The sequence below is a fragment of the Edwardsiella sp. A.80236 genome, from assembly GCF_044540725.1.
In the GTDB taxonomy this organism is placed as follows: Bacteria; Pseudomonadota; Gammaproteobacteria; order Enterobacterales; family Enterobacteriaceae; genus Edwardsiella; species Edwardsiella tarda.
The window spans coordinates 24976-41031 of record NZ_JBIUCY010000001.1; the positions used below are offsets into that span (position 1 = coordinate 24976).

A 16056-nucleotide genomic window follows, 5' to 3' on the forward strand; every position below is an offset into this window, starting at 1 on the left:
GCATGGAATTTGCCTTTTATGTGGCGGCGCTGGTGGCGGTGTTGGCGACGATCCGAGTGATCACCCATACCAACCCGGTACATGCGTTGCTCTATCTTATTGTCTCACTGCTGGCGGTGGCGGCGGTGTTCTTCTCTCTCGGCGCCTACTTCGCCGGGGCGCTGGAGATCATCGTCTATGCCGGTGCCATCATGGTGTTGTTCGTCTTCGTGGTGATGATGCTCAACCTGGGGAACTCGGTGGTCGAGCAGGAGCGCGCCTGGTTGCGTCCCGGCGTGTGGTTTGGCCCGTCCGTGCTGACGTTGCTCCTGTTGCTGGTGGTGCTATACGCCATCTCCACCCTACAGGGTGGGGCGATCAGCGGCCAGGTGGTGGACGCCAAGGCGGTCGGTATCGCCCTGTTTGGCCCCTATGTGCTGGCGGTGGAGTTGGTCTCCATGCTGCTGCTGGCCGGGCTGGTGGTCGCCTTCCATATCGGTCGTGAACATCATCAGGGCGAGGTGCTGAGCAATCAGCACTCGGCTCAGAGCGGCGCGGCAAGCACGCCGCGTAATAAAGCGGAGGAGCGCGCATGATCCCGTTACAACATGGGCTGATCTTGGCAGCCATTCTGTTTGTGCTGGGGCTAACCGGCCTGTTAATCCGGCGTAACCTGCTGTTTATGTTGATTAGTCTGGAAATCATGATCAACGCGGCGGCGCTGGCCTTTGTGGTGGCCGGTAGCGTCTGGGGCCAGGCCGACGGTCAGGTGATGTATATCTTGGCGATCAGTCTGGCGGCGGCGGAAGCCTCCATCGGTCTGGCGCTGTTGCTACAATTGCATCGTCGCCGCAACACCCTGAATATTGATACTGTCAGTGAGATGCGCGGATGAACCTACTCTATTTAACCATTCTGCTGCCGCTGCTCGGATTCCTGATCCTGGCCTTCTCGCGTGGTCGGTTGTCGGAGAATAGCACGGCGATCATCGGGGTCGGCTCCGTCGGGCTGGCTGCCCTGGTCACCCTGTATATCGCTATCGACTTTATGAGTGCCAATCAGGGTGCGGGTTTGGTTTACAACCAGCACCTGTGGAACTGGATGACGGTCGGTAACTTCTCAATCCCGGTGACCCTGAGCCTGGATGGCCTGTCGTTGACCATGCTGTCGGTCGTCACCGGCGTCGGCTTCCTGATCCATCTGTTCGCCTCGTGGTATATGCGCGGTGAGGAGGGCTATTCCCGCTTCTTCGCCTATACCAACCTGTTTATCGCCAGCATGGTGGTATTGGTGCTGGCGGATAACCTGATGCTGATGTATCTCGGTTGGGAAGGGGTAGGGCTGTGCAGCTATCTGCTGATCGGCTTCTACTACACCAATCCGGCCAACGGGGCGGCGGCGATGAAGGCCTTTATCGTCACGCGTGTCGGCGATGTCTTCCTGGCCATCGGCCTGTTCATCCTCTATCACCAGTTGGGTACCCTGAATATCCGTGAGCTGATGGTGTTGGCGCCGCAGCAACTGGCGGTCGGCTCCCCGGCGATCACCTGGGCAACCTTGATGTTGCTGGGTGGGGCGGTCGGTAAGTCGGCGCAGCTACCGTTGCAGACCTGGTTGGCTGACGCGATGGCGGGCCCGACGCCGGTCTCCGCGTTGATCCACGCCGCGACCATGGTGACCGCTGGGGTCTACCTGATCGCGCGGACGCATGGTCTGTTCGTGTTGGCGCCGGAGGTGTTGCATCTGGTGGGGATCATCGGTGCGGTGACGCTGGTGCTGGCTGGTTTCGCCGCCTTGGTGCAGACGGATATCAAGCGGGTGCTGGCCTACTCCACTATGAGCCAGATCGGTTACATGTTCCTGGCGCTGGGTGTGCAAGCCTGGGATGCCGCCATCTTCCATCTGATGACCCATGCCTTCTTCAAGGCGTTGCTGTTCCTGGCCTCCGGTTCGGTGATCTTGGCCTGTCATCACGAGCAGAACATCTTCAAGATGGGCGGCTTGCGCCGTAAATTGCCGCTGACGTATCTGTGCTTCCTGGTCGGGGGCGGAGCCCTGGCGGCGTTGCCGTTGATCACGGCCGGCTTCTACAGTAAAGACGAGATCCTGTGGGGTGCCTTGGCCTCCGGTCACGTTAACCTGATGATGGCTGGCTTGGCGGGCGCTTTCCTGACCTCGCTGTACACCTTCCGCATGATCTTCATCGTGTTTCACGGCGAGGCGCATACCCAGGCCCACGAGGTTAAGGGGTGGACACACAATCTACCGCTGATCGTGTTGATGATCCTGTCGACCTTCGTCGGCGCGTTGATCACGCCGCCGCTGGCGGGGGTACTGCCGGGCATGCCGCAGGGCGAAGGGGGCAAGATGACGTTGGAGATCGCCTCCGCCGTCGTTGCCATCGCCGGGTTGCTGCTGGCGGCACGTCTCTACTTGGGGCAGCGTCAGTGGGTCAACCAGATCGCCAGCAGTGCGCCAGGGCGTTTCCTGTCTACCTGGTGGTTCCATGCCTGGGGCTTCGATTGGTTGTACAAGCAGATCTTTATTCAGCCGTTTAAGGCTGTCGCCTGGCTGGTGCGTCGCGATCCGCTCGATCGCCTGATGAACCTGTGCGGCTGGGTGGCGCGTCTGGGCAACCGTGTGTTGGTGGTCAGCGAAAACGGCCAGCTGCGTTGGTATGCGGCATCGATGGGTGTTGGGGCAGTGGTCGTGTTGGCGCTGTTGTTATTGGTGTAGTGAAGCACGTTAAAGCGGGTGAGGGGGCGACCCTCGTCCCCTCCGTTTGAATGTATTCAGAATAAGGGAAACAAAACGCCATGTTATTACCTTGGCTAATTCTTATCCCGCTGATCGGCGGTCTGCTGTCCTGGCAGGGTGAACGCCTAGGGCTGAAAGCGCCGCGCTGGATCGCGCTGCTGGCGATGGGCCTGACGTTGGCGCTCTCCCTGTACCTATGGTTACAGGGCAACTATGGCCTGATGCAGCCGGCGGGGATCCCGCAGTGGCAGTCGAGCTTCTCGGTGCCATGGATCCCCAGCCTGGGCATCTCTTTCCACCTAGCGCTCGACGGTCTGTCGCTGCTGATGGTGGTGCTGACCGCGCTGCTAGGGGTGTTGGCGATCCTCTGTTCCTGGAATGAGGTGCATCGCTATCAGGGCTTCTTCCACCTGAACCTGCTGTGGATCTTGGCGGGGGTGATCGGCGTCTTCCTGGCCATCGACATGTTCCTGTTCTTCTTCTTCTGGGAAATGATGTTGGTGCCGATGTACTTCCTGATCGCCTTGTGGGGCCATAAGGGGTCGGACGGTAAGACGCGTATCAGCGCGGCGACCAAGTTCTTCATCTATACCCAGGCCAGCGGCTTGGTGATGTTGATCGCCATCTTCGGCCTGGTGTGGGTGCACTACAACGCCACCGGGGTCTTGAGCTTCGACTATGAGGTGTTGCTCAACACGCCGATGAGCCATACGGTGCAGTACCTCTTGATGCTGGGCTTCTTCATCGCCTTCGCCGTCAAGATGCCGGTGGTGCCGTTGCACGGCTGGTTGCCGGACGCGCACAGTCAGGCGCCGACCGCCGGTTCCGTCGACCTGGCCGGTATCCTGCTGAAGACCGCGGCCTATGGTCTGCTGCGTTTCAGCCTGCCGTTGTTCCCGCAGGCCTCGCACGAGTTCGCGCCCATCGCCATGGCGCTGGGGGTGATCGGCATCTTCTACGGCGCCTGGATGGCTTACGTACAGACCGACATCAAGCGCCTGATCGCCTACACCTCGGTGTCGCACATGGGCTTTGTGATGATCGCCATCTACTCGGGCAGCCAGCTGGCGTTCCAGGGGGCGGTGGTGCAGATGATCGCACACGGCCTCTCCGCCGCCGGCCTGTTCATCATCACCGGTCAGCTGTATGAGCGCCTGCATACCCGTGACCTGCGTGAGATGGGGGGGCTATGGGGACGTCTGAAGTATCTGCCGGCCTTGTCGTTGTTCTTCGCCGTGGCAACCTTGGGGATGCCGGGTACCGGTAACTTCGTCGGTGAGTTTATGATGATGTTCGGCAGCTTCCAGGTGGTGCCGGTGACCACGGTGGTCGCCAGCTTCGGTCTGGTGTTCGCTTCCGTTTATTCGCTGGTGATGATGCAACGCGCCTACTATGGTGCGCCTAAGTCCGACCAGCCGCTGGCCAGCTTGAGTGTGCGTGAATTGTCGCTGATTCTGCTGCTGGTGGTCCTGCTGGTGCTGTTGGGGATCTTCCCGCAGCCGGTGCTGGATACCTCCAGCGCGGCGATGGGTAATATTCAGCATTGGTTTGCTTCTGCTTCAACTTTAACCACAAGGCCGTAAATCGCCATGACAATAACTCCTCAAAATCTGATCGCATTGCTACCGCTGTTGATCGTCGGATTGACGGTGGTGGTTGTGATGCTGTGCATTGCGTGGCGACGCAACCACTTCGTCAACGCGACGGTGGCCGTGATTGGCCTCAACGCGGCGCTGCTCTCCCTGTTCCTGGTGGCCGCCGCGGTGCCCAGCGACATCACGCCGCTGATGCATGTCGATGGTTTCTCGATGTTCTATACCGCGCTGGTGCTGATGTCGGCACTGGCGACCTGCACCTTCGCCTATCCGTGGTTGCAGGGGTATCCGGATAACCGCGACGAGTTCTACCTGCTGGTGTTGATCGCCACCCTGGGTGGCATCCTGTTGGCCTGCGCCAACCACCTGGCGGCGCTGTTCCTGGGGATCGAGCTGATCTCCCTGCCGCTGTTCGGCCTGGTGGGCTACGCCTATCGCCAGAAGCGTTCGCTGGAGGCGGCGATCAAGTACGCCATCCTCTCCGCGGCCGCCTCGGCCTTCCTGCTGTTCGGTATGGCGCTGCTGTACGCGCAATCCGGCGATCTCTCCTTCGCCGGGCTGGGTTACACCCTGGGCGGGGATCGTTTGACACAGCCGTTGGTGTTAACCGGTCTGGGCATGATGCTGGTCGGTTTCGGCTTCAAGCTGTCGCTGGTACCGTTCCAACTGTGGACGCCGGACGTCTATCAAGGGGCGCCGGCACCGGTCTCTACCTTCCTGGCGACCGCCAGCAAGATCGCCATCTTCGCGGTGTTGTTGCGTCTGTTCATCCTGTTGCCGGCGACCGATAGCGAGGCGATGCGCGTGGTGTTAGGGGTCATCGCCTTCTGCTCCATCCTGTTCGGTAACCTGATGGCGATCACCCAGAGCAACATCAAGCGTCTGCTCGGCTACTCCTCTATTGCTCATCTGGGCTACCTGCTGGTGGCGTTGATCGCAGTGCAGAGCGAGGGGATCGCCGTCGAGACCGTCGGGGTCTACCTGGCCGGCTATCTGTTCGCTAGCCTGGCGGCCTTCGGTATCGTCAGCTTGATGTCCAGCCCGTATAGCGGGCCGGACGCCGAGTCGCTCTACTCCTATCGCGGTCTGTTTTGGCATAAGCCGATCCTGTCGGCGGTGATGACGGTGGCGATGCTTTCCCTGGCCGGTATCCCGATGACCCTGGGCTTCATCGGTAAGTTGTTCGTGGTGATGGCCGGGGTTAGCGCCGGGCTGTGGTGGCTGGTCGGCGCGGTGGTGGTCGGTAGCGCCATCGGCCTGTACTACTACCTGCGCGTGGCGGTCAGTATGTACCTGCGCGCACCGCAGACCCTGATCCGGGATACGCCGAATAACTGGGCGTTGACGGCCGGTGGGGTGGTGGTGCTGCTCTCTGGGGTGCTGGTGGTGCTGACGGGTATCTTCCCGCAGACGCTGATCTCGCTGGTGCAGCTGGCGCAGCCGATGCCGTAAGGGTGAGGGCGCCAATGGGCGTCACGCCGTGATGAAAATGCCGGGCCATGGGCCCGGCATTTTTGTCTCTCTCCTTGCCGGATGCCTGGCTAGCGTAGGATGGAGAAGAGCAGATCGCAGGTGAAACAGCTGATGCTAAAGACGCACAGACGGATCCAGGGACTCTCTACACCGATCATGATGGACAGTAGCGTCATGCCAAGGCTGAAGATCACGCTGATGAGTAGGCTAGGCCAGCTAGACATCGAATTTCCTCCCAGGAAGAGGCCAGCGCTGAGAAGAGCGAGACCAGGCCGCCGCGCCGACCATCGTCGACGCGGCGTTCGCCTTTTATTATGCGCTCGTACGCGTGTAATGCCAGCGGGCGCGGATCACAAGAGATCGAAGTGCGCGCGCTTCACGCGTTGCGAGTCGCTGCCGATGAACAGGTTGATGCGTCCCGGCTCAGTGACCTGGCGCATTTGGGCATTCCAGAAGCGCAGCTGCTGTGGCGTCAGGGTGAAGGTGACGCGCCGCCGCTCGCCTGGTTGGAGCATCACCTTGCGGAAGTCCTGTAAGGATTTCAACGGGCGGCTGAGGCTGGCGACGGGATCCTGCAGGTAGAGCTGCAACACCGCCGCGCCAGCTCGCCGCCCGCTGTTAGTGACCTCGATGCTGGCCTCGATCTGCCCATCACGCGCCAACTGCGGGGCGGAGAGCGTGATTTCGGAGAGAGTGAAGGTGGTGTAGCTCAGGCCATAACCGAAGGGATAGAGCGGGCCGTTGGCCTCATCGAAGTAGTGCGAGGTGTACTTTTCTGGCTTCTGCGGATCGTAGGGGCGGCCCGTATTGAGTCGGCTGTAATAGGTCGGGATCTGGCCGACGGAGCGGGGGAAGGAGATCGGCAACTTAGCGGAGGGGTTGACGTCACCGAACAAGACATCGGCGACGGCGTTCCCCCCTTCGGTGCCGGGGAACCAACTCTCCAGGATGGCGTCGGCCTGTTGATCTTCGCGTACCAGGGTCAGCGGACGTCCATTCATCAGCACCAAGACCAGCGGCTTGCCGGTCTGCTTCAGGGCGGCGATCAGATCCTGCTGGCTCTGTGGCAGGCCGATGTGGGTACGGCTAGAGGCCTCATGGGCCATGCCTTGCGCCTCACCGACCACCGCCACCACCACATCGGCACGGCGAGCGATGGCGACCGCCTCGTCGATCATGGCCTGCGCGGGACGGGGATCGACACGGACCGAGGGGCCATATTGGTTGAGGAACTGGAGGATATCCGCGTCGCCGCTGACGTTGGCGCCGTGTGCATACAGTACCGTGCCGTGGCCAGCCATGGCGCGACGAATGCCGCTGAGAATGGTCACTGCCTGGGCGGGATTACCGGCGGCAGACCAGCTGCCGATGACGTCACGTTGACTGTCCGCCAGAGGCCCCACCACGGCGAGCGTACCGCGACGGTTCAGCGGGAGCGTCTCCAGGCGGTTCTTCAACAACACCAGGCTCTGAGCGGCGACCGTGCGCGCCTCGGCGCGGTGTAGGCGGTCTTCGGCATCCCTATCCAGCGGATCGCTAGCGGCGGGGCCGAGGTGACGATAGGGATCGTGGAATAGCCCCATATCATACTTGACGTTGAGCACGTGGCGGCAGGCATTGTCGACATCGCTGAGGCTGACACGCCCGCTTTTCACCAGGCCAGGTAGATAGCGGCTGTAGTATTCGTCGCTCATGCTCATGTCGATGCCTGACTGGATGGCCAGGCGCACCGCATCCTGGGGATCGCTGGCGACGCCGTGATTAATCAGCTCCTTAATGGCACCGTGGTCGCTGATGGTGATGCCCTGGAATCCCCATTGCTCACGTAACAGCGTCTTTAGCAGCCAGGGATTGGCGCTGGTCGGGGTGCCGTTGATGGCGTTGAGGGAGACCATGACGCCGCCGCTGCCCGCATCCAGCGCCGCCTTATAGGGGGGAAGATAGTCTTGGAACATGCGCTGCGGGCTCATGTCCACGCTGTTGTAGTCGCGCCCGCCCTCGACCGCCCCATACAGGGCGAAGTGTTTGACGCTGGTCATCAAGGCATGGCGATCGCTGGCGCGCGGCCCCTGCATCGCCTCGACCATCAGGCGTCCCATCTCCGAGGTGAGGTACGTGTCCTCACCGAAGCCTTCGGAGGTCCGTCCCCAGCGGGGGTCGCGGGTGACGTCGACCATCGGTGCCCAGGTCATGTTTAGACCATCCTCGCTCGCCTCGTAGGCGGAGACGCGCCCGACGGTGCCGATCAGGGCGCGATCCCAACTGGCAGCGAGGCCGAGGCTAATCGGGAAGATGGTTCGCTGACCATGGATCACGTCATAGGCGAAGAATAACGGAATCGCCATCCGGCTGTGATTTACCGCCTGATCCTGCATACCGCGAATGCCGCGGCGGGTGACGGTATTGAAGATGGCACCGACCTGGCCGTCGGCGATCATCGCGTAGACCTTCTCCTTGGGATTATCGGGGCCGACGCTGATCAGGCGTAATTGGCCGATCTTCTCTTCCAGGGTCATGCGTTGCAGCATCTGGTCGACGAAGGCGTCGCGCGGTAGGGCGGGGTCAGGCCAGGTATCAGGGTAGGGCGTGGTCGCGGCGAGGGCAGGTGCCGTGAGCAGGGCGCCGAGCAGGCCGAAGGGGCGAAGCCATTTCATGGTGTTCAGGTTCTCTTTGCCAGGGCTGCGTAACGCAGCGTAATCGGATAAATAAGTGGAGATATATCATACAGGTGAATGCTGATAGCGTAGCGGCGATTTATCGGTTATGTGGGGCGGATCGCCCGGCATAGCGGTGTGGTAAGGGGGAGTGAAAAAGAAACGGGGCGGCGCAGGCCACCCCGTAGCGAGACGCGCTTAGCGCGTCTTCTTATGCGGCATCATTAGCAGCAGGGCGTTGTCACGGATCACATAGTGATGGAACAGGGCGGCGGCGGTGTGCAACCCGATCAGCGCATAGCCGATGTTCGCTAACACCTCATGCCACTCTTTGAGCAGCGACTTCGTCGCCGGATCCGGGGTGACCCAGGGGGCGATGGTCATGCCGAGAAACGACCAGGTTTTCCCACCGTAAGCCATCATGGCGACGCCTAAGAGGGGAATCGCCAGGAACCACAGGTAGAGCGCCAGATACATCAGGCGCGCCATCAGATGCTGCCAGCGTGGCGGGGTAGGGACAATCGGCGGATCCGGCAGGATATGGCGTAGCCCTAAACGGACGAGCATGATGATCCAGACCAATACGCCGGCGTTATAGTGGGTCTCGCGCATCAGCAAATACGGTGCCGAGTTTTTCTCGAACAAGCCGCGAAACTCGATGCTGATATAGGCGATGATAATCAGTAATAGGGTTAACCAATGTAGGGATATCTGTATCTTACTAAAACGTTGCATGGTATCTCACTCTTATCAGGACGCTACATTGTAGACGAAATCGTTAATTCGAATAGTAGCCCCACGCCGGCAAATCGGCCACAAACGTGCTTTCAGAATATTTCCAAATGTTATTAATTATCATTTTCAAATATGAATACTCAGCGGAGGGTAGCGGAGAGTTAAGAACATGATGGGGGAAAGGGGATGGAAAGGCGGCGTATTTAATCCCCCTCCTCGATTATTTTCAGCCGGCGTAGCAGCATTAGCTGCATTAAGTCGATTAACCTCGCGTTGCTTTAAGTTTATTTATCTTTTTGGCGATAATTTATTCGGCGCAAGGGGCATAATAAAGGGGAGGAATACGCTTTTTTCTATTGCGACAGGGGGGATAGGACACGAATTAATCAGGTGGCGCCTGATCAGCTGCGCGGGGATAATATTTGCCAGAATGGGGGATAAATCGTGCCTAATTTGCGGGAAAATAGCGCAGCGTGTTGGTTTGTGAATAGCCAAGCCGGATCTGGCGGTGCGTCATAATTAAATCTAAACAATGCCTAAAAGCAATAGATAGGCTGTTATGCATAAGAATATCCTTAGAATATTTAGGTGTAATTACGTGAATTATTTGCCTGGTTTTTGTACAGCTTGACCAGGCTGAATCGCTTTGTTTCACATAAATATCCCTATTGTGTAAAAAAAGCCAGTCAACTTGATGGAGATCAACCACAGCGGGGGGGGCAAATCCTTAGCATTGCGCCCCTGAAAGCATTCCACCAGACGAATGCGCACAAACAGGAAACTGCAGAATGGTTGAGGATTCTTTTTTATCCGCTCACGGCATCAATCGTCGTGACTTTATGAAACTGTGCGCGGGCATGGCCGCCACACTAGGGTTAAGCTCCAATGCGGCGGCGGAAATGGCGGCGGCGATCACCAGCCCGCAACGTCCCCCGGTGATTTGGATCGGCGCTCAGGAGTGTACGGGGTGTACCGAAGCCCTGCTGCGCTCGACTCACCCGACCTTGGAGACGTTACTGCTGAATACCATCTCGCTGGAATACCACGAGGTGTTGTCATCGGCGTTCGGTCACCAAGTGGAAGAAAACCTGCACAATGCCATGGAGCGTTATAAGGGCAAATATGTCCTGGTGGTCGATGGTTCTATTCCGCTGAAAGATGGCGGGGTTTACTGCATGGTGGCGGGCGAGCCGATCGTCGATCAGATCCGTAAGGCTGCCGCCGACGCGGCAGCGGTGATCGCTATCGGTTCCTGCTCGGCGTGGGGCGGCGTGCCAGCGACCGGGGGTAACCCGACTGGTGCGGTCAGCCTGGAAGAGGCGTTGGGTCATCCGGTGATTAACATCCCGGGTTGCCCGCCGAACCCGCATAACTTCCTGACGACCGTGGTCTACTACATCACCTACGGTAAGTTGCCCGAGCTGGACAGCAAGCATCGCCCGCTGTTCGCCTATGAGCGTCTGATCCACGAAAACTGCGAGCGTCGTCCGCACTTCGATGCTGGTCGTTTCGCCAAAGAGTTCGGCGACTACGGTCACCGTCAGGGATGGTGCTTGTATCACCTGGGTTGTAAGGGGCCGGAGACTTACGGCAACTGCTCGACCCTGGAGTTCTGCGACATCGGCGGCGGTATCTGGCCGGTCGGTATCGGTCACCCGTGCTATGGCTGTAACGAGCAGGGTATCGGTTTCACCAAGGGGATCTTCCAGCTCTCCAGCGTAGAAAACCCGACCCCACGCGCGGAAAAACCGCTGGTGGACAATAAAGAGGGCGGCCACATTTCGCCGACGGCAACCGGTCTGATCGGGGGTGCGCTGGGTATTCTGGCCGGGGTCAGCCTGATGGCGGTGCGTGAACTGGGTCGCCAGCAGAAGCGTAATCAGGCGGATCAACACGATTCACGGGAGGAGTAAACCGTGAACAGACGAAACTTCCTTAAATTCGCTTCCGTTGGTGCGCTCGCGGCCGGCACTGCCGCGTCCGGCAGCGCCCAGGCGGCGGCCGAGAACAAGCCGCCGATTCCAACGGCGGTCGGGATGCTGTATGACTCCACCCTGTGTGTGGGTTGCCAGGCTTGCGTCGCCGAGTGTCAGCGCCTGAACAAGAATGCGTTGAACCCGAAAGGCGATCCGATCTGGTCGAACAACGACAAGTTGACGCCTTATACCAATAACATCATCCAAGTATGGCGTGATGGCACCGGGGTCAACAAGGATCAGCTGGAGAACGGCTACGCCTATATCAAGAAGCAGTGCATGCACTGCGTCGATCCTAACTGTGTCTCGGTCTGTCCGGTATCGGCGCTGAAGAAGCACCCTGTCACCGGGATCGTCATGTACGATCCTGACGTCTGCACCGGTTGCCGTTACTGCATGGTAGCCTGCCCGTTCGACGTACCGAAGTATGATTACGATAACCCGTTCGGGGCGATTCACAAGTGTGAACTGTGTAACCAGAAAGGGTTGGAGCGTATCGATCAGGGTAAACTGCCGGGCTGTGTCGAGGTGTGTCCTGCCGGGGCGGTGATCTATGGTACCCGTGACGAGCTGCTGGCCGAGGCGAAGAAGCGTCTCGCCGCGCGTCCGGGCTCCGAGTATGCCTATCCGCGTCAGACGTTGCACAGTAACGACAGCTACCTGCACCCGGTCGCGCGCTATCAGCCGTGTGTCTACGGTGAGAAAGAGGGCGGGGGGACTCAGGTCCTGGTGCTGGCGGGCGTACCCTACGAGAAGTTGGGGATGCCGCAGTTGGATGAGCTGTCGACGGGCGCCCGTTCTGAGCATATTCAGCATACGCTGTATAAAGGCATGATCCTGCCGTTGGTGGTCTTGGCCGGTCTTTCGGTAATGACCTATCGAAACACCAAGAATCACCATGACGGAGACGATGATAATGAGTGAGCATAAAGCCAGTCCGCTCGGCGGGCGTCTGGTCAGCTGGCCCGTCGTGTTGCTGGCCCCATTCATCCTGCTGTGTGGGATGTTTATCCTGAAGCGTTTGATCTTCGGTATCGGTTCAGTCGCCGATCTGAACGGGGGCTATCCCTGGGGGATCTGGATCGCCTTCGACCTGTTGATCGGTACCGGTTTCGCCTGTGGCGGCTGGGCGTTGGCCTGGGCGGTGTATGTCTTTAACCGCGGCGAGTATCATCCGTTGGTGCGTCCGGCGCTGCTGGCCAGCCTGTTCGGTTACTCCCTTGGCGGTCTGTCCATCACCATCGACGTCGGTCGTTACTGGAACCTGCCGTACTTCTACATTCCGGGGCACTTCAACACCTCCTCGGTACTGTTCGAGACGGCGGCCTGTATGACGGTGTACATCGGTGTCATGGCGCTAGAGTTCGCGCCGGTGATCATGGAGCGCTTCGGCTGGAAGGTGTCGCTGAAACGACTGAATAAAGTGATGTTCTTTATTCTGGCGTTGGGGGCGTTGCTGCCGACCATGCACCAGTCTTCCATGGGGTCGCTGATGATCTCTGCCGGGAAGAAGGTGCATCCGTTGTGGCAAAGCTATGAGCTGCTGCCGTTACTGTCGGTGCTGACCGCCTTCATCATGGGCTTCGCCATCGTGGTCTTTGAAGGCTCGCTGGTGCAGGCAGGGTTGCGGGGTCGCGGCCCGAACGAGAAGACGCTGTTTGCCAAATTAGTGCGCGTAATCCAGGTATTCCTGCTGGTCTTCCTGGCGCTGCGCTTCGGTGAACTGGCGATGCATGATAAACTGCACTATCTGTTCCAGTTTAATCGCTACGCCATCAGCTTCTGGTGTGAAGCCATGCTGATGTTGTTCCCGCTGCTGGCATTCTGCTCTGCACGCTGCCGTGAAGACTCGCGTATCCTGTTTGTCGGCGCCCTGAGCATGCTGCTCGGCTCGGCGCTATGGCGTTTGAACTATTCGTTGCTGGCTTACTCGCCGGGCAACGGCTACGGCTATTTTCCAACCTCCGAAGAGGTGCTGATTTCGATGGGCTTCGTCGCCATCGAGGTTGTTGCTTATTTGCTGCTGATCCGGTTGTTGCCGGTATTGCCAGCGCTTGACCATTTAAAACACCAAGGTTATCAGGCCCAAGGGAAAGCTAAAGTATGAGCCAACGTATTACTATCGACCCGATTACCCGCATCGAGGGCCACCTGCGCATTGATTGCGAAATCGAAAACGGCAAGGTGACCAAAGCCTGGTCATCCGGCACCATGTGGCGCGGGATGGAAGACATCGTGAAGGGTAACGATCCGCGCGATGCCTGGATGATCGTGCAGCGTATCTGCGGCGTATGTACCACCATTCACGCCATCGCCTCCGTCCGTGCGGTGGAGAGTGCCGTCGGCGCCAAGGTGCCGGTCAACGCACAGTACATCCGTAACCTGATCCTGGCGGCGCACAGCATCCACGACCACATCGTCCACTTCTATCAGCTGTCTGCGATGGACTGGGTGGATATCACCTCCGCGCTGCAGGCCGATCCGAACAAGTGTGAGGCGATGCTGCAGGGCGTCTCCGCCTGGAAGCTGAACAGCGCCGGTGAGTTCGCGAAGGTACAGCAGAAGATCCGTAACCTGGTCGATAGCGGCCAGTTGGGTATCTTCGCTAACGGCTACTGGGGCCACAAGGAGATGAAACTCTCTCCGGAAGTGAACCTGATCGCCGTCGCTCACTACCTGCAAGCGCTGGAGTGCCAGCGCGACGCCAACCGCGTGGTCGCCATCCTGGGCGGTAAGTCTCCGCACATCCAGAACCTGGCGGTCGGCGGTGTTGCTAACCCGATCAACCTCAACGCGCCGAGCGTGCTCAACCTGGAGCGCCTGATGTACGTCAAGATGTTCATCGAGCGTCTGGGCGACTTCATCGAGCAGGTGTACAAGGTGGATGCGGCGATCATCGCGGCCAACTATCCGGAGTGGATGACGTTGGGTCGTGGCGCCAAGCATTACCTGAGCGTGCCGGAGTTGCCGACCGACGGCGACGGCGGTAGCTTCCTGCTGCCGGGTGGCTATATCGAAAACGGCGACATGGCTAACTACCGTCCGATCACCAGCCAGCAGGATCCGTGGCTGATCGCCGGTATTGCCGAATCCAGTAAGCACTCCTGGTATCAGGACGACGCGAATCTGAAACCGTGGGAAGGTAAGACCGAGCCGAATTACACCGGCTGGCAGGAAGACGGCAAGTATTCCTGGGTGAAATCGCCGACCCTGTATGATCAGGTGGTCGAAGTCGGTCCGTTGGCCGATCTGCTGGTTAAACTGGCCGCCAAGCATGAAGACACCGTTAAGCATTACAACGAAGTCAATGGCCTGTATCACACCCTGACCGGCCAGAAGCTGCAGGTCGAACAGCTGCACTCCACCATGGGCCGTATCATCGGTCGTGCGGTGCGTTGCTGCGTGCTGAAGGATACCTTGATGCAGCAGTGGCAGGCGCTGATCGACAACATCGGCAAGGGCGACCATGTGGCCTATATCCCGGCCGAAATCGATCCGAACAAAGAGTATCGTGGCGTCGGCTTCGAAGAGGCTCCGCGTGGTGCGCTTTCTCACTGGATCGTTATCAAGGGTGGCAAGATCGCCAACTACCAGGCCGTGGTACCGTCAACCTGGAACTCCGGCCCGCGTAACGGCCAGGATGAGCCGGGTCCGTACGAACAGGCGCTGGTGGGGACGCCGGTCGCCGACATTAACAAGCCGCTGGAAGTGGTGCGTACCGTGCACTCCTTCGACCCGTGCATGTCTTGTGCGGTACACGTGGTGAATACCCTGGATGGCGAAACGACCAAGGTAAAAATCCTGTAATGAATACGCTGATTCTCGGGATTGGAAACCTGTTGCTCAGCGATGAGGCGGTCGGCGTGCGTATCGTCGAGCGCCTGCAGCGCGACTATCATTTCCCGGACAACATCGAGCTGATGGATGGCGGGACGGCGGGCATGGAGCTGTTGGAGTACCTGGCCTGCCGCGATCACCTGATCGTGGTGGATGCGGTACTCAGCGGCAACGAGCCGGGTACGGTGATCACCCTGCGTGACGATGAGGTGCCGGCGATGTTTAGCCGCAAGATCTCGCCACATCAGTTGGGGTTGGCCGATGTGCTGTCGGCGTTGCGTCTGACGGACGAGTTCCCGAAACAGCTGACGCTGGTGGGGATTGAGCCGCAGTCGCTGGAGCCCAACATCGGTCTGACGCCGGCGATCGCCAGCGCCGTACCGGTCGCGATGGATCGGGTATTGGCCATCCTGCGAGAGCAGGGGGTACAGGCTACGCATCAGGGAGATGTTCATGCACAGTGAAGAGAATGCCATGCACAGTGACGAGAATGCGCTGGGTATGGCGGCCGCATGCGTCGGGTTCGACAACGATCCCGCCGCATTGCTGGTGGAGCAGTATCAGCAGATCGCCAGTGGCGAGATGCATGATCTGCCGTTCTTCCGCGCCGGGATCCCGGTCAGTGCCGTGATGCGCCCGTTCGACGGTCAGTGGGTCGGTTGTGTGCTGACACCCTGGATGTTGAGCGTGGTGATCCTGCCGGGGCCGGATCAGGCCTGGCCGGAGCGTAAGATCGGCGACCGTCTGGCGTTGCAACTGCCGCGCGGCAACATGACCTTCATGGTCGGTGAGCTGCCGCAGAGTGGGCAACTGCTCTCCTGTTCGCTGATGTCGCCTCTCGATCCACATCTGCAGGCGGATCAGGCCGAGCAATTGATGCGCGACACCTTGACCATGCTGCTCTCGTTGCCGGTGGCGGAGGCGCATGACGTCGACCTGTCGCGACGCGCGCTGTTCAGTCGTCGCGGTTAATCTTTTCTGCCGTGTCATGTAAACACCCCCGCTTTGCGGGGTGTTTTTTTATCTCCCGCCTCCCCCGCTCGTGAGGGA

The 16056-nt window shown here is 59.5% G+C and carries 14 protein-coding genes; 11 read left to right on the forward strand and 3 right to left on the reverse strand.

Annotated features, from left to right (window positions below):
- Nucleotides 1-2: 2 nt before the first annotated feature.
- The 5 genes from nuoJ to nuoN all read left to right on the forward strand — a co-directional run bounded on the left by nuoJ (nt 3) and on the right by nuoN (nt 5783).
- The gene (gene nuoJ, locus ACEQFP_RS00110) at nt 3-575 is read left to right on the forward strand and encodes an NADH-quinone oxidoreductase subunit J (RefSeq protein ID WP_279509347.1); all 573 of its coding nucleotides are present in this window, start codon (nt 3-5) and stop codon (nt 573-575) included.
- Nucleotides 572-874 (forward strand): NADH-quinone oxidoreductase subunit NuoK, encoded by a 303-nt coding sequence (nuoK, locus tag ACEQFP_RS00115; RefSeq protein WP_005288207.1) that lies wholly within the window; start codon nt 572-574, stop codon nt 872-874. Before nuoJ ends, nuoK begins: the two co-directional genes overlap by 4 nt.
- Complete coding sequence (gene nuoL / locus ACEQFP_RS00120) at nt 871-2715, forward strand: NADH-quinone oxidoreductase subunit L (protein WP_005288205.1); 1845 nt, start codon at nt 871-873, stop codon at nt 2713-2715. The genes nuoK and nuoL overlap by 4 nt, the downstream gene beginning before the upstream one ends.
- 80 nt (nt 2716-2795) lie before the next feature.
- Complete coding sequence (gene nuoM, locus ACEQFP_RS00125; protein WP_005288202.1) at nt 2796-4319, forward strand: NADH-quinone oxidoreductase subunit M; 1524 nt, start codon at nt 2796-2798, stop codon at nt 4317-4319.
- A 6-nt stretch (nt 4320-4325) separates the two neighbouring features.
- Nucleotides 4326-5783 (forward strand): NADH-quinone oxidoreductase subunit NuoN, encoded by a 1458-nt coding sequence (nuoN, locus tag ACEQFP_RS00130; RefSeq protein WP_005288199.1) that lies wholly within the window; start codon nt 4326-4328, stop codon nt 5781-5783.
- 89 nt (nt 5784-5872) lie between these two features.
- Here the strand turns inward: nuoN and ACEQFP_RS00135 are convergent, their stop codons facing one another.
- From ACEQFP_RS00135 to ACEQFP_RS00145, 3 genes are all read right to left on the reverse strand, one after another.
- Nucleotides 5873-6028, reverse strand: coding sequence for a hypothetical protein (locus ACEQFP_RS00135; RefSeq protein ID WP_005288196.1), 156 nt, complete (start codon nt 6026-6028; stop codon nt 5873-5875).
- Between the two features lie 126 nt (nt 6029-6154).
- The gene (gene bglX, locus ACEQFP_RS00140) at nt 6155-8458 is read right to left on the reverse strand and encodes a beta-glucosidase BglX (RefSeq protein ID WP_370547293.1); all 2304 of its coding nucleotides are present in this window, start codon (nt 8456-8458) and stop codon (nt 6155-6157) included.
- Nucleotides 8459-8656: 198 nt separating this feature from the next.
- Nucleotides 8657-9193 (reverse strand): cytochrome b, encoded by a 537-nt coding sequence (locus ACEQFP_RS00145; protein ID WP_005288191.1) that lies wholly within the window; start codon nt 9191-9193, stop codon nt 8657-8659.
- A 788-nt stretch (nt 9194-9981) separates the two neighbouring features.
- Here ACEQFP_RS00145 and hybO point away from each other — a divergent pair.
- From hybO to hybE, 6 genes are read left to right on the forward strand one after another with little or no spacing between them, the layout of a single operon-like run.
- Nucleotides 9982-11106, forward strand: coding sequence for a hydrogenase 2 small subunit (hybO, locus tag ACEQFP_RS00150; RefSeq protein WP_005288186.1), 1125 nt, complete (start codon nt 9982-9984; stop codon nt 11104-11106).
- A 3-nt stretch (nt 11107-11109) separates the two neighbouring features.
- The gene (gene hybA / locus ACEQFP_RS00155) at nt 11110-12093 is read left to right on the forward strand and encodes a hydrogenase 2 operon protein HybA (RefSeq protein ID WP_005288183.1); all 984 of its coding nucleotides are present in this window, start codon (nt 11110-11112) and stop codon (nt 12091-12093) included.
- Nucleotides 12086-13276 (forward strand): Ni/Fe-hydrogenase cytochrome b subunit, encoded by a 1191-nt coding sequence (gene hybB, locus ACEQFP_RS00160; RefSeq protein WP_068870654.1) that lies wholly within the window; start codon nt 12086-12088, stop codon nt 13274-13276. The genes hybA and hybB overlap by 8 nt, the downstream gene beginning before the upstream one ends.
- Nucleotides 13273-14976 (forward strand): hydrogenase 2 large subunit, encoded by a 1704-nt coding sequence (gene hybC, locus ACEQFP_RS00165; protein WP_005288177.1) that lies wholly within the window; start codon nt 13273-13275, stop codon nt 14974-14976. The genes hybB and hybC overlap by 4 nt, the downstream gene beginning before the upstream one ends.
- Nucleotides 14976-15470: a HyaD/HybD family hydrogenase maturation endopeptidase gene (locus tag ACEQFP_RS00170; protein WP_005288174.1), complete on the forward strand. Its 495-nt coding sequence runs from the start codon at nt 14976-14978 to the stop codon at nt 15468-15470. Before hybC ends, ACEQFP_RS00170 begins: the two co-directional genes overlap by 1 nt.
- On the forward strand, nt 15460-15978 hold the full coding sequence (gene hybE, locus ACEQFP_RS00175; protein WP_005294597.1) for a hydrogenase-2 assembly chaperone: 519 nt from the start codon (nt 15460-15462) through the stop codon (nt 15976-15978). The genes ACEQFP_RS00170 and hybE overlap by 11 nt, the downstream gene beginning before the upstream one ends.
- The last annotated feature ends 78 nt before the right edge of the window (nt 15979-16056 follow it).